General features: G+C 61.0%; 18 protein-coding genes. 6 read left to right on the forward strand and 12 right to left on the reverse strand.

Annotated features, from left to right (window positions below):
• Positions 1-80 precede the first annotated feature (80 nt).
• The 3 genes from KI613_RS14675 to KI613_RS14685 form a co-directional block, all read right to left on the reverse strand.
• A complete protein-coding gene (locus tag KI613_RS14675; protein ID WP_226400725.1) occupies positions 81-1787 on the reverse strand; it encodes an ATP-binding protein in 1707 nt (568 codons plus the stop codon).
• Complete coding sequence (locus KI613_RS14680; RefSeq protein ID WP_226400727.1) at positions 1784-3058, reverse strand: HD-GYP domain-containing protein; 1275 nt, start codon at positions 3056-3058, stop codon at positions 1784-1786. The genes KI613_RS14675 and KI613_RS14680 overlap by 4 nt, the downstream gene beginning before the upstream one ends.
• Positions 3059-3252: 194 nt before the next feature.
• Entirely contained in the window at positions 3253-3924 is a 672-nt protein-coding gene (locus KI613_RS14685; protein WP_226400729.1) for a glutathione S-transferase family protein, read from the reverse strand.
• Positions 3925-4183: 259 nt separating this feature from the next.
• On the opposite strand from KI613_RS14685, the gene KI613_RS14690 reads away from it, so the two are divergent.
• From KI613_RS14690 to KI613_RS14710, 5 genes are all read left to right on the forward strand, one after another.
• Entirely contained in the window at positions 4184-5635 is a 1452-nt protein-coding gene (locus KI613_RS14690; protein ID WP_226400731.1) for a PAS domain-containing sensor histidine kinase, read from the forward strand.
• A complete protein-coding gene (locus tag KI613_RS14695) occupies positions 5632-6252 on the forward strand; it encodes a response regulator (protein ID WP_226400733.1) in 621 nt (206 codons plus the stop codon). Before KI613_RS14690 ends, KI613_RS14695 begins: the two co-directional genes overlap by 4 nt.
• A gap of 203 nt (positions 6253-6455) precedes the next feature.
• Positions 6456-10784 carry a PAS domain-containing protein gene (locus tag KI613_RS14700; protein WP_226400735.1) on the forward strand — a complete coding sequence of 1443 codons (4329 nt, stop codon included), beginning with the start codon at positions 6456-6458 and terminating at the stop codon, positions 10782-10784.
• A gap of 162 nt (positions 10785-10946) precedes the next feature.
• Entirely contained in the window at positions 10947-11384 is a 438-nt protein-coding gene (locus KI613_RS14705; protein WP_226400737.1) for a c-type cytochrome, read from the forward strand.
• An 18-nt stretch (positions 11385-11402) separates the two neighbouring features.
• Positions 11403-13019, forward strand: coding sequence for an NAD(P)/FAD-dependent oxidoreductase (locus tag KI613_RS14710; protein WP_226400739.1), 1617 nt, complete (start codon positions 11403-11405; stop codon positions 13017-13019).
• Positions 13020-13186: 167 nt separating this feature from the next.
• On the opposite strand, the gene KI613_RS14715 is transcribed toward KI613_RS14710, so the two are convergent.
• The gene (locus KI613_RS14715) at positions 13187-13516 is read right to left on the reverse strand and encodes a hypothetical protein (protein WP_226400741.1); all 330 of its coding nucleotides are present in this window, start codon (positions 13514-13516) and stop codon (positions 13187-13189) included.
• 243 nt (positions 13517-13759) lie between these two features.
• A complete protein-coding gene (locus tag KI613_RS14720; RefSeq protein WP_226400743.1) occupies positions 13760-14974 on the reverse strand; it encodes a BaiN/RdsA family NAD(P)/FAD-dependent oxidoreductase in 1215 nt (404 codons plus the stop codon).
• A 437-nt stretch (positions 14975-15411) separates the two neighbouring features.
• Here KI613_RS14720 and KI613_RS14725 point away from each other — a divergent pair, with 437 nt between their 5' ends.
• Positions 15412-15954 carry a phasin family protein gene (locus KI613_RS14725; RefSeq protein WP_226400745.1) on the forward strand — a complete coding sequence of 181 codons (543 nt, stop codon included), beginning with the start codon at positions 15412-15414 and terminating at the stop codon, positions 15952-15954.
• Positions 15955-16024: 70 nt separating this feature from the next.
• Here the strand turns inward: KI613_RS14725 and KI613_RS14730 are convergent, their stop codons facing one another.
• From KI613_RS14730 to KI613_RS14760, 7 genes are all read right to left on the reverse strand, one after another.
• Positions 16025-16447 carry a nuclear transport factor 2 family protein gene (locus KI613_RS14730; RefSeq protein ID WP_226400747.1) on the reverse strand — a complete coding sequence of 141 codons (423 nt, stop codon included), beginning with the start codon at positions 16445-16447 and terminating at the stop codon, positions 16025-16027.
• A 1-nt stretch (position 16448) separates the two neighbouring features.
• Positions 16449-17204, reverse strand: a complete 756-nt coding sequence (locus tag KI613_RS14735; protein WP_226400760.1) for an SDR family NAD(P)-dependent oxidoreductase — start codon at positions 17202-17204, stop codon at positions 16449-16451.
• The gene (locus KI613_RS14740; RefSeq protein ID WP_226400762.1) at positions 17201-17722 is read right to left on the reverse strand and encodes a DUF3833 domain-containing protein; all 522 of its coding nucleotides are present in this window, start codon (positions 17720-17722) and stop codon (positions 17201-17203) included. Before KI613_RS14740 ends, KI613_RS14735 begins: the two co-directional genes overlap by 4 nt.
• Before the next feature lie 3 nt (positions 17723-17725).
• Positions 17726-18943, reverse strand: coding sequence for an MFS transporter (locus KI613_RS14745; RefSeq protein WP_226400764.1), 1218 nt, complete (start codon positions 18941-18943; stop codon positions 17726-17728).
• A 592-nt stretch (positions 18944-19535) separates the two neighbouring features.
• Complete coding sequence (locus tag KI613_RS14750) at positions 19536-20084, reverse strand: chalcone isomerase family protein (RefSeq protein WP_226400766.1); 549 nt, start codon at positions 20082-20084, stop codon at positions 19536-19538.
• 22 nt (positions 20085-20106) lie between these two features.
• Positions 20107-21291, reverse strand: coding sequence for an SAM-dependent methyltransferase (locus KI613_RS14755; protein WP_226400768.1), 1185 nt, complete (start codon positions 21289-21291; stop codon positions 20107-20109).
• A complete protein-coding gene (locus KI613_RS14760; RefSeq protein ID WP_226400770.1) occupies positions 21288-22049 on the reverse strand; it encodes a DUF1365 domain-containing protein in 762 nt (253 codons plus the stop codon). Before KI613_RS14760 ends, KI613_RS14755 begins: the two co-directional genes overlap by 4 nt.
• Between the last annotated feature and the right edge of the window lie 2 nt (positions 22050-22051).

A 22051-nucleotide genomic window follows, 5' to 3' on the forward strand; every position in this document is an offset into this window, starting at 1 on the left:
AATTTTCCGGTTGACCGTGGAAGTTTACCCAGGCTCGTTGCTACACCCGACAATCACCGCAATTAAGGGCGCCAGGCTGCTCACTGTCCGCCGTTTTCCCCACCTGACTTCCCGCCTGCCTCCGCAGCCGAATAATCGACCTGGCGTGGCAGGATGACGGTGAATCGCGAGCCCTTGCCCACTTCGCTGCTCACTTCGATGCGGCCATGATGTTTCTTGACGATGCCGTAGGACAACGAAAGGCCCAGCCCGGTGCCTTTGCCGACTGGTTTTGTCGTGAAGAAGGGCTCGAAAATGCGGCCGAGGTTTTCCGGCGGAATGCCCCGCCCGGTGTCTTCAATTTCAACGCGGACTTCAGCCTCGGTGCTGGTTGTCCGAATGCTGATCTGCCCCCGCTCTTCGATGGCATGCGAGGCATTGACGAGAAGATTCATGAAGACCTGGTTGAGCTGTGACGGCGCACACATGATTTCGGGAATGGCGGCGTATTCCTTGACGACCTTGGCCTTGTACTTGAGTTCGTTCCAGACCACGTTGAGGGTGCTGTCGAGCCCCATTTCGAGGTTGGCCATGACGAATTCGGAACTGCCGACATGGGAGAAATTCTTGAGGTCGCGGACGATGTCCTGAACGCGCTGGACACCATCGTTGGTTTCGGCCAGCAGGATGTCGAGATCCTGTTGCAGGTAGTCGAGTTCGAGATCCTTCTTCAGCTGGCTGACACTGGCCAGGGAAACTTCGCCGAGTTCGTGCTCGATTTCAGCGTAGGCCTTGAGCACCTTGCCGAGGTCCGCGATATAGCGTTGCAGCGTGCCGAGGTTGGATTTGACGAAGCCGACCGGGTTGTTGATTTCGTGCGCCACGCCAGCCGCCAGTTGGCCGATGGAGGCCATTTTTTCGGACTGGATCAACTGGCTCTGCGCTTCCTCCAGGCGGGCAATCAGCACCGCCTGCTGCTCGCGCTCGGCCCTCAATTTACTGTTGGCCGACTGCAGTTCGCCGGTTCGCTCCTCGACACGCAGTTCAAGTTTGTCCAGGGATTCGCGCAGCGCATCCTCGGCGGCGACCCGGCGGGTCACGTCGGCAAAGCTGAAAACGCGGCCGACGATGTGTTCGCCAAGATATTGCGGCCGCGACTTGCATTCGAATACCCGCCCATCAGCCAGGTTGAAATGCTCGTCGCTCTCCTCGCTGTCCATGATGGCGCTCAGCCTTTCCCGGCAGGCGGCCTCTTCCTTGACACGGCTCGAGACATGGGCAATGACGTCGTCGTCCTTGTGCTGTTCGAGCAACGTGTCGGGAATCGCCCACATCGCCGAGAACATCCGGTTCATGCTGACAATCCGGCCGTGCCAGTCGATCGCCAGAATCCCGTTGCCGGTGGCTTCGAGGGTCGCCCGCAGGCGTGACAGCGTCTGCTCGAGCTGCTCTTCGGTCCGGCGTTCCTGGCGGATATCGCGGGCCTGAACGAGCAGATAGGTTTTCTCTTCATGCTCAATCAGCGAGATCGATTTCGACACCTCGATGAGCTCGCCATCGGCCCCGCAATAAAGCCCTTCCTGCCATTCGATTTCGGTAAAGACGCCGGCCGCGACCTCTTCCCAGTAAAAGACATCCGGCAGCGAGCTTTCGATATCGATGATCTTGCGTTCAAGCAGTTCTTCCACCGTGTAACCAAGCACCTGTCCGGCCTGGCGATTGGCCTGGACGATCTGCAAGCCATCGGTATCGACCAGGAGAATCATGCTGGCACTGTGATCGAGCATCTTTTGCTCGAGAGATGTCATTTCTTGGTCCCCTCCTGCCCCTGGCAGGCGTCGAAGTAGTAGCTGACCCGCTTGCGGGGACTCAGGTAGTTGTAAACGTGGCGCGGCACCAGGGCCGGCTTGATCGCCTTGGCGATATTGAGGTCGGACTCGAGCGACAGGTCGATCAGGATCGCCTCATCCCGGGGAACCGATTCGTCATACACCACGAGAATCGGCTTCATCGGCTGGCCGGTGTTGACTGTCGCCACCATGGCCATGGCGCCATTTGACAACTGGACCACGGTCCCCGGCGGATAGACGCCAAGCCGGCGAATGAGCAGTTGCAACAACCGCGGGTCGAATTTGCCGCGCAACTTGGCAAACATCAGCGACAAGGCTTCATGCGGCATCAGCGCGTTGGCGATATTGACCGGGTTGCACAGCTCGTCGTAGTAGTTGGCCAGCCCGACAATGCGCGCCAGCAGGTTGATGCTCTCGCCCTTGAGGCGCTGCGGATAGCCCGAGCCGTCGAACATTTCGTGATGCTGGTGGATGACGGCGAGCACGGGTGGCGGGAAACCCAGGCGCTTGCCAAGGGTTACGCCGTAGTCGCAATGCTGCTCGTAGAGATGCAGCTCGGCCTGCGTCAAGGGCTCGACCTTGAGCAGGATGCGGCTGGGAATTTCGGCCCGCCCGATGTCGTGGAACAAGGCGCCCATGCCGAGCGCTGTGACCGCCTCCTGCGGCACGCCGAGGTCGCGGGCGAGCATCAGCGAGAGCATGGTGACGTTGAGCGAGTGAAAATACAGTTCCTCGCCGCCGGCCATGTCGCCCATGACGTGAATGGCCAGTTCCGGCGCGCTGAGGATCGATTCCGAAATCTGATTGACCAGCAGAGTGGCCGACTTCACGGTCTCAGCCGGCTTGGTCAGGATATTTTTTTCGACCTCGCGGATGGTGCTGGCGGTGACGATGAAGGCATTTTCGATACGCGCCGCCGATGCGCGCTGCACACGAATACGCTCGATCATCGCCTTCTTGGCGGCCAGCGCCTTGGCGATGACCGGGCTGACCTCGTCCCTGGCCGACTGCTCGGCGGGCGCCGCCGTTTCGTCCGGATGTTCCCGGTCGCTCAGGTCCAGGCTGTAGCGCACGCGCTTGAGCCCGAGCCCGCGAATGGTCCGGATTTGCTCCTCGGTCTTGATCTTGAAGTGGCTGAGGGCAAACGGATGCTCGAACCAGCGCAGATCGAGATAGACGTACAGTCCTATCCGGAGTTCGCTGACATCAATGGTGGGATCGCTGTTCACGACTTTCGACAGTGGAGAAAACGGCAGTTGGCAGACGGGCAGGGAATTACATTCCGCATTCTATCCCTCTCGGGCGCCGGGCCGGCAACCCCGCGCCCGCCTCGTTGGCGCTACGTTCCCACGGTCAACCGGGTTTACTACGTGAAACGTAAAAAACGGCCAAATTTGAAAGCGCCGGCAGGACTTGGCAGGAATCAGCGCAGACCACCATAGTCGTCGGCCAACTGGTCGTAATGGGCGTGCGCCTCGGTTTCCTTGAGCGCGGCAGCGTACCATTCGAGCATTGCCGGATGGGCCAGCATGGCGTCCCGGTAGGCGGCAGCGACCGGCGGCAGCGGCACGTTGTAAACGTTGAAGCGGCAGACGATGGGCGCGAACATCGCGTCGGCCACCGAAAATTCACCGAACAGCCACGGGCCGTTGCCGGTGGCGAACTGGCTGCGCGCCTCGCTCCAGATTTCGATGACGCGATCGATGTCGCGCTGGACCTCCGGCGTCGCCGGCCTGCCCTTGAGCTTCAACTTGAGGTTCATCGGCATGGCGGTGCGCAGTTTGGCGAAGCCGGCATGCATTTCGGCCGAGACGCTGCGCGCCCTGGCCCGTGCCCGGGCGTCGGCCGGCCACATTTGGGCATAGCGTTCGGCCAGGGTTTCGGCAATGGCGATGCTTTCCCAGACCTGGAAACCGTCTTCATGCAGGCAGGGCACGCGGGCGTTGCCGGACAGCGGCTTGAGCGCCGCGTTGTAGTCGCGCCCGGCGACCGACACCATGTGCTCGGTGAAGGGAATGGCGAAATGCTTCATCAACAGCCACGGCCGCAAGGACCACGACGAGTAGTTTTTGTTGCCGATGTAGAGATCGAACATGGCGCGCTCCTGGGTTGGTTGAATTCGCCGCACAGCCTTCCCGGCAAAATTTGGCGGCGTCGGAACAACTGGCGAACTGCAATCTTAAACGTCGCCATTTCAAAATTGGCCAACTATTCCGGTTGACCGTGGCAGGCTGTTTCGGTGCCGACCGAGCATCCGGCTTGCCGCCGCATCGCTCAACCCTTTCAACTGCTCTGCGGTATTCTTCCAACCATGCTGCAGCGAGCTTATTTGACAATGGAACGAAGGTTCGGCCATGGAAAGCATTGAGGCGAAGGAAGCGTTGAACGGACCATTGGCTGAAAGTCAGCCTCGGCTGAAAACCATCCTTGACCACATCCCGTCCCTGATTGCCTATTGGGATCGCAATCTGAGGAATCGCTTCGCCAACCAGGCCTATCAAGCGTGGCTCGGCGTCGATCCCGAATCAATGCCGGGAAAACACCTGCGGGAAGTGATTGGCGAAGAGCGTTACGGTCTCAATCTCCCATACATTGAGGGCGCCCTGCGCGGCGAAAAGCAGACTTTCGAACGGAGCATTCCATCACCGGATGGAAGCCATGTCCGCCATTCGCTGGCGGAATACATTCCGGACATCGTCGACGGCAAGGTTCAGGGCTTTTATGTCGTCGTCTCCGACATCACGCCGATCAAGAAGGCCGAACTGGCGCAACGGGCCAGCGAGGAGCGCTATCGCCAGGTCGTCGAAGACCAGACGGAATTGATCGGGCGCTATCGGCCCGACGGCACCATGATTTTCGTCAACGAAGTCTATTGCCGCTTTTTCGGCAAGACCGGGACCGAACTGATCGGTCGGACGTGGCATCCCGTGGCCCACGAGGATGACGTTCCCATGATCGAAAACAAGCTGTCCTTGCTTTCCCCGGACAACCCCGTCGCCATCATCGAAAACAGGGTCTATGCGGCCGATGGCTGCGAACACTGGATGCAGTTCGTGAATCGCGCCCTTTATGACGACGATGGCAATCTTCAGGAAATCCAGTCGGTCGGCCGCGACATCTCGGCCCGCAAGCAGGCCGAACAAGAACTCGCCGCCTCCCGAGCCCAGTTGCACGCCCTGCTCGCCGCGAATGACCGGGTACGGGAAGAACAGCGAAAGGAATTCGCCCGGGAAATCCACGACGAACTGGGCGCCCTGCTCACGGCCATCGGCTTCAGTGTCGATGCACTCCATCGCCAGCTTGGCGACGCCCCGCAACTCGCTGACGAAATCGCCCGGATCAAGTCGCTTGCCTCACAAGCCAGCCTGGCCGCCCGCAATATCTGCGATCGTCTTCGGCCACCGGCCCTGGACGACCTCGGCCTGATCCCGACCTGTCGCTGGTATTTGCAGGACTGGTCGGCGCTGGTCGGCATTCCGGCCCGGGGACGTTTTGGCCCGCTGCGCAGCGAACCTTCGGATCAACTCCGCACCGACCTGTTCCGGATTTTCCAGGAATTACTGACCAACGTCGCCAAGCATTCCGGCGCCACTTTCGTCCGCGCCAGCATCTCCAGCACCGATCATGCGCTGCGCTTGCGGGTCGTCGACAACGGCAACGGTTTCGATACCAGGCGCGCAAGCCGCGGCTACGGCCTGCCCGGCATCCGGGAGCGAATGGCGCGACATGGCGGCGAATTCGACATCACCTCAGTGCCCGGGGCCAGCACGGCAACCGTCACCGTTCCTCTGGACGGTACGCCATGAAGGCCCGCGTCATCATTGCCGACGACCATCAGGTCGTGCGCCAGGGCGTGCGCGAAATACTGTCGCGGACGCCCGATCTGGAGGTGGCTGGCGAAGCCGTCGACGGAGCCGAAGCCGACGCGCTGGCCCGGGCCGGCCGGGCCGATCTGCTGATTCTCGACATCGCGCTGCCGATCCGCCGCGGCATTCAAGTCCTCGAGTCGCTACGCGCCGACGGCATCAAGTTGCCCGTTCTGTTTTTCTCGATGTATTCGGCCAGCCAGTATGTCGACTATGCCAGGCAAGCCGGTGCCCAGGGCTTTGTCGGCAAGGATGCCGACGAAGCCGATCTGCTACGTGCCATTCGACGGATACTGGCCGGCGGCACCTGCTTCCCGGCGCGCCTTCGGGCAGCACCGGATTCAGCAGCCGGCGACGATCCGTTCAAGTCACTGTCCCGTCGCGAGTTTGAGGTCATGCAGGCCCTGGCCGGCGGCACCAGCATTCTGGAAATAGCCGCCCGGCTCGGCGTCAGCCCGCAGAGCGTCACCACCTACCGCCGCCGACTGCTCGAAAAGCTCGAGGTCAGGAGCAATGCCGAGCTGGTCGCCCTGGCAATACTTCACGGCCAGATCTGAATAGTTGTCGTTTGTAGTCGAACGCTGACAGACAAAGCAGGCAACTGATCCCAATATCATATCGACGGCTGAGTGGCGTGCCGGCACGGACGCAAGCAACCGCAGGGATTTTCCAAACCAACAATCAAGTTCGGCTCCGCGTCCAAGGGAACCGGTCGGGGCATCGATCAATAGCTCGAAAGCGCACGGCGTTACGCACTCAAATGAAAACCGCCACACCGTCCCCTGCCGGCACCCCGTCTGGCAAAACAGGTCAAATATCGCTGCATCGGTATCTGACCCGCCTGATCTGGCTATGCGTCCTTCCCTTGCTCGTTCTCGCCGCTTATCTGGCTTTTGCCCACGTCAGGTTCATCCAGGCCGAACGCGATCTGACCATCCAGAACCTGGCCAATAATTTTGTCGCAGCGCTCGACCGTGAGCTGGAAGCCCGTGTCAACGGCCTGCAAATGCTCGCCCTGTCGCCAATGATTGACGATGAGAAACGGTGGGGAGATCTCTATCGCGAAGCGGAAGGATTCCAGAAAAGCTTCGGCAGCCACGTCGTATTTGCCGACATCGACATGCAAATGCTGCTCAACACCCGCGCGCCTTTCGGTTCGAAGCTGCCAACACTACCCCGACCGAGCGGAAAATCGGCGGTGACAACCGCGCTCGATACCGGCAAGCCCGCTGTTGGGGACACTTTTCTCGGCCCGGTCATCAACGAGCCGCTGATTGCCATTGCCGTACCGATCTATCGGGCCGGACAGCCCCGTTACCTGCTCTTGACGACACTCAAAACGGCACAAATTCAGCAGCGCCTGGAGCGTGTGGCGCTTCCCGCCGGGTCGGGAATGACGATCCTCGATAGCCGGAAGGAAGTTATCGCCAGGGTCGGGCCAGCAAACCTGAATATCGCCTCCGAAGAGAACACTGGCGGCCATTTTGTCGTCAAGTCCAAGGCGTCGCCGTGGTCGGTGGTGGTGGAAATCCCGCAAGAGACCTATCAGTTGCCGGTGTATGCGACCGGGATGCTGCTCGCCATTGCCTTGCTGGGGGCTGTACTGATCAGCTTTGTCGGCGGCAAACTGGCCAGCCGCCGCCTGGCCAGGGCAGTAACGGCGATCATTCCGGCCCAGCAATCCGCAGTTGACGGTGTACCTCTCGACATCACCGAAATCACAGCGGCGCGCACCCTCCTTGATGAACTCATGAACTCCCGCCTAGCCGCCGTAACGGCCTTGAGCGAGAGCGAAGAACGATTGCAGCTGTTCATCTCGCATGCGCCGGCTGCGCTGGCCATGTTCGACCGCGACATGCGCTATCTGGCGGTCAGTCGCCGCTGGCTGGAGGACTACCACCTGGGCGACCGTAACGTCCTGGGCTGCGGTCACTATGAAGTTTTCCCGGAAATAACCGAGGCGTGGAAGGCAATCCACCGGCGCGCCATGGTTGGCGAGGTTATCAGGACAGATGAAGATCGTTTCGAGCGGGCTGACGGAACCGTCCAGTGGCTGAGCTGGGAGGTTCATCCATGGTATGGGCGGGGCGGCGAGGTTGGCGGCATCGTGGTGTTTTCCGAAGACATTACCGAACGCAAGGGGGCGGCCGATACCATTCGTTCGCTGAATGCCGATCTGTCTGCCACCCTGCAGGCGACGCCCGATCTGATGTTCGATGTAGACCGGGCGGGCACCTATCGTGAGGTATGGGCGCAGGATCCCAGTTTCCTGGCACACCAGAAAGAGCTACTGCTCGGCCATACGGTGAGCGAGATGTTGCCGGGCGAGGCGGCGGCAATCGTCATGTCGGTGATAGCCGAAGCCGACCGGAACGGCTCTTCGTTCGGTCAGGTTATTCGACTCGATTTCGCCGGGGAAGCCAGGTGGTTCGAGCTGTCGGCTGCCAAGAAAGCCACGCCGGCCGGGGTTGAATCCCGTTTTATCGTCATTTCGCGCGACGTAACCGAGCGCCGGCTGACCGAACAGGCCCTGCTCGACCGCGATTTCAAGCTGGGGGCCATTGTTGAAAACTCCCCTTCTGCCCTCTCACTGAAGCATCCCGATGGGCGTTATGCCCTAGCCAATCCCAATTTCCAGCGCCTGCACCATTTGACCGAAGAAGAAATTATCGGCAAGACCGACTTCGATCTCTACCCGGTAGAAACGGCACGCCAGATCAGGGCCGACGACGAACGTTTGCTGCAGTCGATGGCCAGGCAGTCGGTCGAGGAGATCCTGCCGGTCGATGGCGAGCCCCGGGTTTTCATGGTGCATATGTTCCCGATTCTCAATGCCTCGGGCGAGGCCAGCTTCATCTGCCGGATTTCCTTCGATATCACGGTGGCCAAGCGGGATGCAGCCGAACTCGAGCGGCATCGGCATCATCTGGAAGCACTGATCGAAACCCGGACGCGTGAACTCGGCGAGGCCAATGCAGAGTTGGCGCAACATTCGGCCAAGCTCGAGGTGCTTTATGACCAGGCCAAGTCTCTCGAGATGGCGCTGCGCAAGAGCGAAGTTTTGCTGCATGGCGTACTGGACAATACACCGGCGATGATCGCTTACTGGACCCGCGACCTGACCAACGAGTTTGCCAATCATGCCTTCGAGGAGATGTATGGCATAGCGCCTGAAAATATCCGGGGCCATCATCTGCGAGAGGTGATCGGCGAACAGGCATTTGCCGAGAGCCGGTCTTTCATCGAATGTGTCCTGCACGGCGAACGGCAGTCGTTCAACCGGGAGCTGGTCGACATTCGGGGAAACCGGCGGTGGACGCAGGTGGAGTACATTCCCGACATCCACAGCGGCGAAGTCAAAGGCTTTTTTGCGCTGGTCTCGGACGTCACCCAACTCAAGGACAAGGAGCGGGAAATCGAGGCCCTGAACGCCGCTCTGGCCACCCGTGTCGAAGAGGCTGAAGTCGCCAATCGGGCTAAAAGCATCTTTCTCGCCAGCATGAGCCATGAAATCCGGACGCCGATGAATGCCATCATTGGTCTCACCCATCTGATTCGTCATGCCGGTGCAGAGCCCAGCCAGATCAAGCGGCTGGACAAGATCGACAATGCCGGCCGACACCTGCTGTCCATCCTCAACGACATCCTGGACATTTCGAAAATCGAGGCAGGCCGGCTCCAGCTGGAAAGCGAGGATTTTCATCTTTCGGCCATCCTCGACAATGTCCAGTCCATCATCGGGGAAGCGGCACGGAACAAGGGACTAAGCATCGAGCTTGATCGCGATTCGGTCCCGCTCTGGTTGCGTGGCGACCCGACGCGCCTTCGTCAGGCCTTGCTCAACTACGCCGGCAATGCGATCAAGTTTACCGAAAAAGGCGGCATTGCCCTGCGCGCCCAACTGCTTGAGGCGCATGACGACGAGTTGCTGGTGCGCTTTGAAGTTGAAGATAGCGGGATTGGCCTGAGCAAGGAACAAATCAGTCGACTTTTCCAGGCTTTCGAGCAAGCCGAAGCGTCAACCACGCGAACCTACGGCGGAACCGGGCTGGGTCTGGCCATAACCCGGCGGCTGGCCCGCCTGATGGGTGGGGATGCCGGCGTCGAGAGCAGGGTTGGCCATGGCAGCAAGTTCTGGTTTACGGCACATCTGCAACGCGGGCACGGCATCATGCCCAGTGAGCCGACCCCGCTCGAGGTCAATGCCGAATCGCAGTTGCGCCTGAATCACCGTGGCGCCAGGCTGTTGCTGGCCGAAGACAACCCGATCAACCAGGAGGTGGCACTGGAGTTGTTGCATGGGGCAGGCCTGGCAGTGGATACGGCCGGCGACGGCCGGGAAGCAGTCGAGATGGCAAGCAACAACACCTACGATCTGATCCTGATGGATATGCAGATGCCCAACATGGATGGCCTGGAGGCGACCCGAAAAATCCGCGCCCTGGCAGGCTGGACAAGCAAGCCGATCCTGGCCATGACCGCCAACGCCTTCGACGATGACCGCCGTGCCTGCGAAGCGGCCGGCATGAACGATTTTGTTGCCAAGCCGGTCGATCCGGACCTGCTTTACACGATACTGCTCAAATGGCTCCCGGCCAGAATCGAAATGACGCGTCCGGACTCCACTGCAAGACAAGCCCAGGTCGCGGCAGAAGGTTGGTCGGTACAACGAGGGGCAAGCCCCGACGAAGCCTTGGCGCGCCTGGCTGGAATACCCGGACTGAATCTGCCCCTGGGTCTATCGATGGTGCGCGGGAACATCGTCAAGTTTCTCGAACTGGTATCCCAATTCGTGGCCAGCCACGGCGATGACATGGCTCGCCTGAGCGAACTTCTGGCCGGTGGCGAGCGCGAAACGGCCGAGCGTCTGGTCCATACGCTCAAAGGCACGGCAGCGACATTGGGTGCAGAGCAGATTTCCGGCATGGCAAGAGGCTTGGAGATTGCGCTGCGCCAGAACCCGGATGACGAAAATGGTCGCCAGGAAATCAACAGGCTGATCGACGCGCTCAGCGTTGAACTTTCCTCCCTGGCGGCGGCGCAAGCTTTTCGGCCGAACGGGAACAAGGGCTCTTGGCCAGCTGCGTAAGCAGGCGAAACATCCCTGCTACGGTCAACCGGAAATATCGGCCAATTTTGAAGTCGACCAACGCCGTACCGGCGAGCGCACCATGCTGCGCACTCCCCGTATAATTCGCCCTCCCGGGCCCCGCCCTGCTTCCGATCGCCAGCCATGTTCCAGCATTTGAAATTGCCTCTTTTTTTCCTGTTGACCGCAACATTGCTCACCGCCTGCGGCGAGGTTGAGGACACGCGGCCGGGTCAGCCGGTGAAGCACCGGCAGGTCGCCTTCAAGGAGATCGTCAAGACTTTCGAGCCGATGGGCGTGATGCTGCGCAAAGAGACCTACAAGGCCGACAAGTTCCTGCCCATGGCCGAGGCCCTGCTCGCCAAACGGGATGGGCCGTGGGACTATTTTGGCGCGGACACCAACTACCCGCCAACCAAGGCGACGGCCGAGGTCTGGAAGCAGCCGGAAGAGTTCGAGAAGAACAAGAAAGCCTTCATCGCCGCCACCGACGCCCTGCTCGTCGCCGCCCAGAGCAAGGACAAGGCGCAGGTCGAAAAGGCCTACGACGCCGTTCATGAAGCCTGCAAGACCTGCCACAAGCAGTTCAAGGAACGCTGAGATTTCCGGAACAACCGCATGTTGAGACTGACCGAACTGAAGCTGCCGCTTGACCACGCCGCGGACGCGCTGCGCCCGGCCCTCTGCCAGCGGCTGGGCATCGCCGACAGCGAGCTGATCGACTTCACGATTTTCAAGCGCAGCTACGATGCGCGGAAAAAATCGGCGATCACGCTGATCTACACGCTCGACTTCAATGTCCGCGACGAGCCGGCACTGCTCAAAAAGCTGGCCGATGACCGTAACGTAGGCCTGCGGCCGAATACCGACTACAAGTTCGTCGCCCAGGCACCGGCCGAATTGAAGACCCGCCCGGTCGTCATCGGCACTGGGCCCTGCGGCCTGCTCGCCGGGTTGATCCTCGCCCAAATGGGCTTCAAACCAATCATCCTCGAACGTGGCAAGGCCGTGCGCGAGCGGACCAAGGACACCTGGGGCCTGTGGCGCAACAACAAGCTCAACCCGGAATCGAACGTCCAGTTCGGCGAGGGCGGTGCCGGCACCTTCTCCGACGGCAAGCTGTACAGCCAGATCAAGGACCCGCAGCACCACGGCCGCAAGGTGCTCGAAGAGTTCGTCAAGGCGGGCGCGCCGGAAGAGATCATGTACGTCAGCAAGCCGCACATCGGCACTTTCCGGCTGGTCAAGATGGTCGAGAACATCCGCGCCACGATCACCGATCTGGGCGGCGAGGTCCGTTTCGGCAGCAAGGTCGAGCGGCTGCTCATCGACGACCATCAGGTCCGCGGTGTGGTCATGGCTGACGGCCAGACCATCGCCACTGATCACGTCGTTCTCGCCGTCGGCCACAGCGCCCGCGACACCTTCCAGACCCTGCACGAACAAGGCGTTTACATCGAAGCCAAGCCCTTCTCCATCGGCTTCCGCATCGAACACCCGCAGGCCATGATCGACAAGGCGCGCTTCGGCCCCAATGCCGGTAACGAAATCCTCGGCGCCGCCGACTACAAACTCGTCCATCACTGCGGCAACGGCCGCGCCGCCTACAGTTTCTGCATGTGCCCGGGTGGCCAGGTCGTCGCCGCCACCTCGGAAGAAGGCCGCGTCGTGACCAACGGCATGAGCCAGTATTCGCGCGCCGAACGCAACGCCAACGCGGCGCTCGTCGTCGAAGTCAAACCTGAGGATTTCCCGGGCGACTACCGGACCAACCCACTCGCCGGAATCGAGTACCAGCGCCAATGGGAATCGGCCGCCTTCGTCGCCGGTGGCAGCAACTACGCCGCACCAGCCCAGCGCGTCGGCGATTTCCTCGCCGGCCGGCCGTCAACCGCCCTCGGCGAAGTCGATCCGTCCTACCAGCCCGGCGTGCACATGACCGACCTCGCCAGCTGTGCCCCGGCCTACGTCATCGACGCCCTGCGCGAGGCGATCCCGGCCTTCGACAAGCAGATTCGCGGTTTCGCCATGGCCGACGCCATCCTGACCGGCGTCGAGACGCGCACCTCGTCACCGATCCGCATCAAGCGCGGTGACGATTACCAAAGCATCAACACGCGCGGCCTCTATCCGGCCGGTGAAGGTGCCGGTTACGCTGGCGGGATTCTGTCGGCGGGGGTGGATGGCATCAAGGTGGCGGAAGCACTGGCGCTGTCGATAACCGGGAAGCACTGAGCTTCGGCTACGTGCCCAATCCGGCCATCCAGCTTTCTCCAGAGCGGTCGGTCTGCCGAACCCAGATTGTTCGAACTTGAATTCTCCGAAGCAGTCACTGGCGACTCCTGGGCAATGGCCGCTTGCCTATCATTATGGGGTCCGCCGCGCGCGAGTTCGACAGGCGTCTACGGGCCAACCGGCCCTGGCATCAGGATCAGCCCTAGCCATGCCACGACGATGACCGAAATTATCGGAATGGCGACAGAAAAAATGACGTAGAAGGGGATGCAGATCCAGTGTCCCTGAAATAACAGAGAAGTAAGATCACCGAAGGCAAATGCCGAAAAATCGAGAACAACCCAGCGTTTCAAATAGGTTAGCAGCCAATGCGAGTGTGCGAGGTTATAGCGCCAAGCAGCAGATCGCTCCAACCAGTTGCCGCGGTTTACGTCGCGAAACAGCCAGGCAAAAAAGAAATACTTGTAAATGAGAGAAGGGCTGTTGTCATGTTCCATTGCGACATCCCCGGAGCTATTTGTTTAGTGACAGCAGCGAATAACCAATGTTCAGATTACCGGTCAATTTGTTCCTGCGTAATTCCTCAGTTGCCGGTGTCGTGCTTGGCATCCTCTTAACACACAGGCCGTTGGTCCAACATTAGAGGGGAACTGCCGTTCAAATGGCGGCTATAGAGAATATGGGGCCGTCTGGTTTTGGCCACTTGCCGCTAGTTGAAAACGGCACCAGAACTCAGGCATTCACGCAAACTGCCCGGCCACCCAGCCCGACGACCAGGCCCACTGGAAGTTGTAACCGCCCAGCCAGCCAGTGACATCAACCACTTCGCCAATGAAGTACAGCCCGGGCGCTGCTTTTGCCTCCATGGTTTTTGACGACAGCGCATCGGTCGATACGCCGCCCAGCGTTACCTCAGCCTTGGCAAAACCCAGCGTGCCGGCCGGCATGAGCGGCCAGGCGTTGAGCTTGCCGGCAATCAGATCGAGATCGCGGCGACCGAGTTCGCCGATCGGGCGCGTCACGAATTTTTCGCCACCAAGCAGCGCACACCATTCGTGGGCGAAGCGCCGGGGCAGACGTTCGGCCAGCAGGTTGGGCAGATGCACCCGGCCCTGCCGGTGTTCTTCGAGCCAGGCACCGGCATCGAGACCGGGCAGCAGGTCGATTTCGACGGGCTGCTTCTTGCCGCTGCGGTATTCCTGCATCTGCCAGTAGCTCGATATCTGCAGGATGGCCGGGCCGGACAGGCCGCGGTGGGTGATCAGCACATTTTCGCGGAACTGCGCGTCTTCAAATTGGGCGACGGCGTCGAGCGTCGATCCGGCCAGCGGCTTGATCGGTTCAAGCACCTCGGGCGCCAGAGCCAGCGGCACGAGGGCAGGTTTGGGCGCAACGACGGGAATGGCGAACTGCTCGGCCAGCCGATAGCCGAACGGGCTGGCGCCTATTTTTGGAATGGCCAGGCCGCCGGTAGCGATAACCAGCGACTGGCAGGAAAATCGGCCATTTTCCGTGTCCACCGTGTAACGCCTGGCAACTTCGCCGGGATGACGTTCGACATGCTGCACAGCACAAGGAAAGGCCCATTGAACGCCAGCGTCGTCGCAGGCATCACGCAACATGTCGATGATCTGCTCGGCCGATTCGTCGCAGAACAACTGTCCGTGTTCGCGCTCGTGATAGGCAATGCGCCGTTTGTCCATCATTGCGATGAAATCGAACTGCGAGAAGCGCGCCAGGGCTGAGCGACAGAAATGCGGGTTCTGCGACAGATAGTTGTCGGCGCTGACCGTGCGGTTAGTAAAATTGCAGCGCCCGCCGCCCGAAATGCGGATGCGCTCGCCGAGCGTTGCGGTGTGATCGACGAGCAGCACGCGCCGACCGCGCGCCCCGGCCTGGGCCGCACACATCATGCCGGCCGCGCCGGCGCCTATGACGATGATGTCGAAATGCATGGGGTCCGATCGGGAAAAATAGCTTGCGCTGAAACGGGGCGGATTCTATCACCCGCGGCTGGACCGTCCCGTTTGACCCCATTGAGGCACCAAATCGAGGCACACCTCATCCGACCAGAAAAATTTTTGTTGTAAACGCAACAAGCCAAATCATCATTCATAATGCATAATCCTCTTGCGCCGATCTGGCCGAAATACTGTTTCAGAAAACACATGGAATTACGATGAGAGAAAGGTTTTCAGGCATTTTTCCCAAAAAATAGCCGAATCCTGGATCACATTTATGCAATACGTTTGAAACAGATGTTTGCCACACTGGCTTGAGTCTCTTTACCCAGGCCATACCGGCAGCATTGCTGCAATGCAGCATTTTGTTAAAAACATTGTTACAATGCGCAGGCAGCAATTATTTACTTACCCATCTCAAGGAGCCTCCGATGTCCATCAATCCCGAGCAATTCGCCGCCGCTAACAAAGCCGCCGTTGATTCCCTGTTGTCCGTCGCCAACACCGCCCTGGCTTCTGCTGAACGCATCGCCAGCCTGAATCTTGAAACCGCCCGTTCCGTGCTGGAAGACTCCGTCTCCGGCGCCAAGGCCCTGATGGGTGCCAAGGATCCGCAAGAAGCCCTGTCGATCCAGGCTTCGCTGACCCAGCCGAGCGTCGAGAAGGCTGTTGCCTACTCCAAGTCGGTCTACGAAATCTCCACCGAAACCCAGGAACAACTGGCCAAGATGGTTGAAGCCCAATTCAGCGATTTCCAGAAGAACGTTGCTGCCATGCTCGAAAAGGCTGCCAAGTCTGCCCCGGCTGGTTCCGACGTTGCCGTTGCTGCCGTTCAGAGCGCCATCGCTGCCGCCAACTCGGCTTTCGACAACATGCGCAAGACCGCCAAGCAAGTGACCGATATGGCCCAGACCAACATGGCTGCCGCTACCAGCGCTACCACCAAGGCTGTCAAGAAGGCTACCACCAAGTAATTTCAGCTCTCGCTGAACTAGAAAGGCCCGCATCACTGCGGGCCTTTTTCTTTGCGACTCGCCTGAAAACTCAGGCCGCCAGCAGGCGCCGCAAGCCGCGCATCAAAGTCCCGATGGCCGGCAGCTTCATGTACAACTCCTCAGCCGTATCCCAATAGTCGCGGTGATAGCAAACCTTGCCGTCGGCATCGAATCTGAGATGCGAGACGCCGCGCATGACTTGCGTCTCGCCCCTACCCCACAGCTTCACGCGGTAGTAGAACTCCCAGACCAGCATGGCGCCGTTCTCATCGGTGACCTTTTCAGTCACGACAAAGCGCGGTTCGGCGACCTGCCCGAACATGTGCGTGAAGATGCGCTGGATAGCCGGCAGGCCGCGCACTTCGTTGAACGGATCCTTGAACCAAACGTTGTCGGCGTAGAACTCCGGGAAGCGGGCGACGCTGGCCGGGGCGAATTCGTTGTAGAAGACAATCAGTTCGTCGAGGTTCATGTCAGCCCCCGGTAAAACGGCGAATCAGCGGGAAATACCAGCGGTAGGGGAGCAGCGCGAAAAGTTTCATGACGCAGGTAAAACGCTTGGGAAAATGGATTTCGAAATTGGCCGTTTTGAAGCCGTCGACCGTGGCAATCGCCGCCTGTTCCGGCGTCAGCAACGCTGGCATTTCGAAGTCGTTTTTCGCCGTCAGTTGCGTTGAAACGAAGCCCGGATTGATCACCCAGACACCGATGCCCTTGGGCGCCAGATCGAGGTGCAGCACTTCGGCGAAGTGAATGAGCGCTGCCTTGCCCGGCCCGTAGGCCAGCGCCTTCGGCAGGCCGCGATAGCCGGCAACGCTGGCGACGAAGGCGATGCCACCGCCCGGTTTGAGGTCGCCGAGGACGGTGGCGAACAGGCGCATGGCAGCGTTGAAATTGACGGTGACGACCTGTTCGGCGACGGCCAGATCGAAATTATCGGCGCGCATAGGGACGTAGTCGCCAGCCAGATAGATGACGAGGTCGACATCACCCCAGACGGCCAGCAATCTTTTGCGTGCGGTACTCAAACTGACGATGTCGGTCGCATCGCAGGGCACTAGCAAGGCATCAGCGATAGCCAGGGCGGCGAGCTTGTCGGCGCTCCGGGCCGACAGTGCCAGGCTCGCGCCACGCTGGCTCAACTCGCAGGCGATAGCTGCACCGATACCGCTTGAAGCGCCGACCAGCCAGACGCGCTTGCCCTTCCAGTCGGTAATTTTCGGGTTCATCGCTTGACGAAGGTCAGCGTCACTTCGCCCAGGTTGAAGCCCCATTTCGACATGTAGGAGCGGTTGATCATGACTTTGTCGTTCATCAGGAACATCCAGTCGTCGAAATCGACGTTGTACACCTTGCCGTCGACCGGCAGGGCCAGCACGTAGCGCCAGCGCAGGGCGTTGCCGGAAACTTCGCCGATGGCCTCGCCGACGACATCATCAGCCCGACCTCGGAAGGTGCCGTCGGCCTGTTTGGTCAGCGTCCACACCCGGCGCGAAGTGGTGCCGTCGGACCACTTGAAGTTCTCGTCGAGGACGCCGGTGTCGCCCGTCCACTTGGCGTCGATAACGACGTGGAAGCGTTTTTGCACATCGCCGGAACGCCCCTGGAACATGCCCCAGGCGTCGAGCGTGCCGTTGAGGTAGGTCTTCAGGTCGAGCGCCGGTTGTTCAGCGCGGTATTGTTCGACACCGGTCGAGGCGCAGCCGGCAAGACCGAGGGTGAAGGCGGCAGCAAGCAAGAGTTTCATGGTTCAGATCTCCAGAGTGTGGCGCCAGCGCCAGAGCAGCGCGCCGGCCAGCGCCTTGAAGGCAAGTGGCAACAAGGCGTAGGCAAAGGTCAGCGCAGGCAGCCCGGCGCTACCGCCCGGCACATAGCCGAGCGCACCGAGCAAGGGTAGTGAAAGCCCGGCGGCGAGCGCCAGGTTGAGCTTGGCAACAAAATTCCAGACGCCGAAACAAGCCCCGGCCTGCCCCTGGCGTTCGCCAAGATCGGCGGCGATGGCGGCGGGCAGGGCTAGATCGGCGCCGAGTGCGAGACCGGAGGCGATGCAGATGACGGCGAAGGCCCAGACGTCACCTGCACCGAGCAGGCTGGCGCCAGCGAAGGCGAGTATCGAAACGACCATCGCCAATAGCCAGGCAAAGACGCGACCGCGCCGGGCCGAGAGCATGACCCAGAGCGGCAGCGAGGCAGCGCCGACAATGAAGTACAGGGCGAGTAGCGGGCCGCTGGCGGACTCGGCCTGCAGGACGTCGGCGACGAAGAAGAGGAAAAGCGTGGCTGGTAGCGCGGCGGCGATGCCGTTGGCGACGAAGACCATCAGCAGGCGGCGGAAGGCCGGGTCGGCGAAAACGCGGCGCAGGCTGGGCAGCAAAGGTTGGCTGGCGGCGAGCACCGGCTTGCCGACGCCGACGCGGCTGAAGGTCGTGACCGCAGCGATCAACAACAGCGGCGGCAATATCCAGCTCAGACGCGCGATGCCGTCGCTCAAACTGGCCGCCAGCACGGCCGGCAGGGCAGCGGCAAGAACGACGCCAAGCAGGCCGAAGCCTTCTCGGGCGGCGGTCAACCGGGTTCTCAGGGCGGAATCCTCGCCGATATCCGCCCCCCATGCCTGATAGGCGACGCTGGCCGCCGAGAAGCCGAGGTAGGTCAGAGCCAGCGAGCCGAGCAGCCAGAGTGCGGAATGTTCGGCAGGCGGATTGAGCAGCGCGACGAAACCGATGGCGAACGGCAGCAGGGCCAGCGCCACCATGCGCGGACGGGATACGCGGTCGGCCAGCCAGCCGAGCCAGGGGTCGATGCCGGCATCGAGCAGGCGGGCGCCGAGCAGGATGAAACCGAGCAAGGCCAGTTCCATGCCGGCGGTTTCGGCGTAGTAACGGGGGACGTGGACGTAGATGGGGAGGGCGGCGAAGGCCAGGGGGAGGCCTAGAAGGCCATAGGAGAGGATGCGGCCGTTGGTCATGGTTTGCTGCCTGACGATTGGCAGGGGGTTCCGCCCTTGCGGGGCGTCTCACTTTTTCTTGCTTCGCCAAGAAAAAGTAAGCAAAAAAAAGGCGACCCTGGGTCGGTGCCGGCTGCGCCGGTTCCCTGCGCTACTCGGAGCTGGCGGGGGCTGCGGAACTCGGGCTTCGCCCTCAGACAGTCCTCGCCCTTTATCCGCCAGCCCCTGCGTTGCTCGGCACCTCTCAAGGGGCCCGGTGAAACGATCCGTGCTTGAGCTTCCGTGTCTGAATGGCAGATTTCATTTTTTGGCTTTTTTCCCGGTTGACCGTGGAAACCGGTTTTTTGCGCAACATCGGTCGAGTCCGGACGCCTTTGGGGTCCCCGTGGAAGGCGCTGAGCAACGCAGGAAGGCCGGGGGCAGTCGGCGAGGACTGTTTGAGGGCGAAGCCCGAGTTCCGCAGCCGCCCGGCCTGCCGAGTAGCGCAAGGGACCGGCGTAGCCGGCGCCGCCCTCGGGGTCGCCTTTTCTTTGGCTACTTTCTTTTGGCGAAGCAAAAGAAAGTACGCCCGCCAACAAGGCGGAAACCCAAGCCTGATCCGGAGGAACAAAAGTCATCCGACCCGCCTCAACAGCGCCGCCCGCAACCCCGGCGCACTCGTCTTCGCATCCAGCCAGATGCCAAAAAACGCCCGCGCAAAATCCGCATCGGCGACTTCCCCAAGCAAACGCCCATTGAAGTAAAACCGCGCAACCCCGGTCTCATACTGCCCAACGATGAAATCCCCTTCCTTCACGTCCGGGAAAATCCGCGTCATCAGCTCGCCCCAGGGCTTAAGGGCAACCTCATCCGCCCCCAACGCCCGCATTTCCTTGACGCTGGCGTCGGCGATGGCCGCCCCGGCAATCGTCCGCTTGTAGTCAAGCCGCAACGCCAACGGCGGCCGTTGCGGATCATCCCCCGCCCACAGCGTCGCTTCGTAAACAAGAAAGCCGAAGCGCCGAAACTCACCGTTGCCCCAGCGCTTGAGGCCGGCCGTCGGGTCGGTATTGGCAAACGCGGCGAACGGCGCCGCGGCCAGCGCCAGCAACAGCCGACGACGCGCCCCCGAGACCATTTCATTTTTGGCCGTTTCTTCCGGTTGACCGTAGGATTCGCTCATTCGCGCCCCCGAGGCCACCGGATCAACGGTGCGTGAGTTCAAACTGGACGACATCGATATTCCCGGCCAGGAAGCCTGCCTCGCAATAACAAAGGTACATGCGCCACAGGCGGCGGAAAGGCTCGTCGAAACCGAGCTTCTGAATTTCGGGCCAGTTGGCTTCGAAGGCGTGGCGCCATTCGGCCAGCGTCCGGGCGTAGTCCTGACCGAAGGCGTATTCGTTGCGGACGATCAGCCCCTGTTTGGCCACAGCGGCACGGAAAGCGGCGCGCGAGGGCAGCATGCCGCCGGGGAAGATGTATTGCTGGATGAAATCGGTACTGCGCCGGTATTCCGGGAAGATGTCGTCGCGGATGGTGATGCTCTGGACAACAGCCCTTCCCTCAGTCTTGAGCGCCTTGGCGACGGTCTTGAAATAGCTCGGCCACCAGCGCTCGCCGACGGCTTCGAACATTTCGATGGAAACAACGTGGTCGAATTGTTCGTTCAGATCGCGGTAATCCTGCAGACGCAGGTCGGCATCCGGCACACGTTTCTTAGCCCAGGCCAGTTGGGCCGGCGACAGGGTCAGGCCGGTCGTCCGCAAGCCGTGCTGCACGGCCATTTCGGCAAAACCGCCCCAGCCACAGCCGATTTCCAGCACGTTCTGGCCAGGTGCAGCTTTCAGGCAATTCAGGATGCGGCGGTACTTGGCGTGCTGGGCAGTTTCGAGAGAACCGTCGTCGGCTTCGCGATAGACGGCCGAGGAATAACTCATGCTCGGGTCAAGCCAGAGTTTGTAGAAGTCATTGCCGAGATCGTAGTGCGCCATGATGTTGCGCTTGCTGCCGCTGCGGCTGTTGCTGTTCAGCCAGTGGCGGATGCGGGCAGCGAACAGGCTGCCCCAAGAGCCATAGACGGCTTTTTTGAGCTGTTCGCGATTGGCCGCCAGCAGTCTTAATAGCCCGGTGACATCGGGCGAATCCCACTGCCCGTCGAGGTAGGCTTCGGCCAGGCCGATGTCGCCGCGCGCCAGCACCTGGCCGAACATTGCCTCGTCATGGACCTGCATGGTGACGCCATGTTCGCCCTCCCCGAACAGCGCACTGGTGCCGCCCGGCAAACGGACTTCGAGCATTCCGCCCTGCAGCTTTTGGAGCAGGTCGAAGACCAGGCGGGTGTCGCGGGCCAGCCTCTCGCTGCCGCGCAAAATCATCGTGTTGTTCATTTTGTCGAATCCCGGAGGGGTTGAGGAACGTGGGCGCCGCGGAAGGGCACCCCTTTCAGCCACAGCTTCACGGCCTGCCAGTGGATGCGGAAGATCACGCCGGCGGTGAGGAAAGGCATTTTGAGGAAGGCGCCGAGCAAGGCCGCCGTGGACCAAGCGCGCGGCTTGCCCGAGATCGAGGTGAGCAGCAGTTCGCCGTCGGCGTCGTCGTAGTCGATACGGGCCAGCGGCACCGGGCGATCTAGATGGAAGCGGAAACGGTAGCCGCCTTCGATCTCGTTGAATGGCGAGACATGAAATTCCTTGGTGGCACGCAGTTCCTGAGCGTCGCGCAGTGGCGAACCGCCGACGTTGTGCAGCAGGTAGCAGTGGTGGCCGCCGAAGGTGTTGTTCACTTCAGCCAGCACAGCGATCAGCCCGCCCTCAACATTCCGGCAGAACCAGAAACTGACCGGATTGAAGACGAAGCCAAAAACCCGCGGGAAGCATTGCAGCGTGATCTCGCCGTCGTCAGGCAAGCCGTGCTGGCGCAGTTGCGCCTGTATCCACGGCAACAACGGGCTGCCGTCGCGTGGCCCATGGTCTTTCTGGCGGAAGCTGAGCACATTCCCACGGTCAACCGAAAAAATCGGGCAATTTGCCAAGGTCAGGTCGCGCACCGGCAACTGAACGTAGAAGACCGGATAGACGAAGGCGTTCACCGCCGGCCGCAAGCGCCGGTGCATGACATGGCCGAGGAAGAGGCGCGGGTGGTTCATGG

This window comes from Ferribacterium limneticum, assembly GCF_020510585.1.
In the GTDB taxonomy this organism is placed as follows: Bacteria; Pseudomonadota; Gammaproteobacteria; order Burkholderiales; family Rhodocyclaceae; genus Azonexus.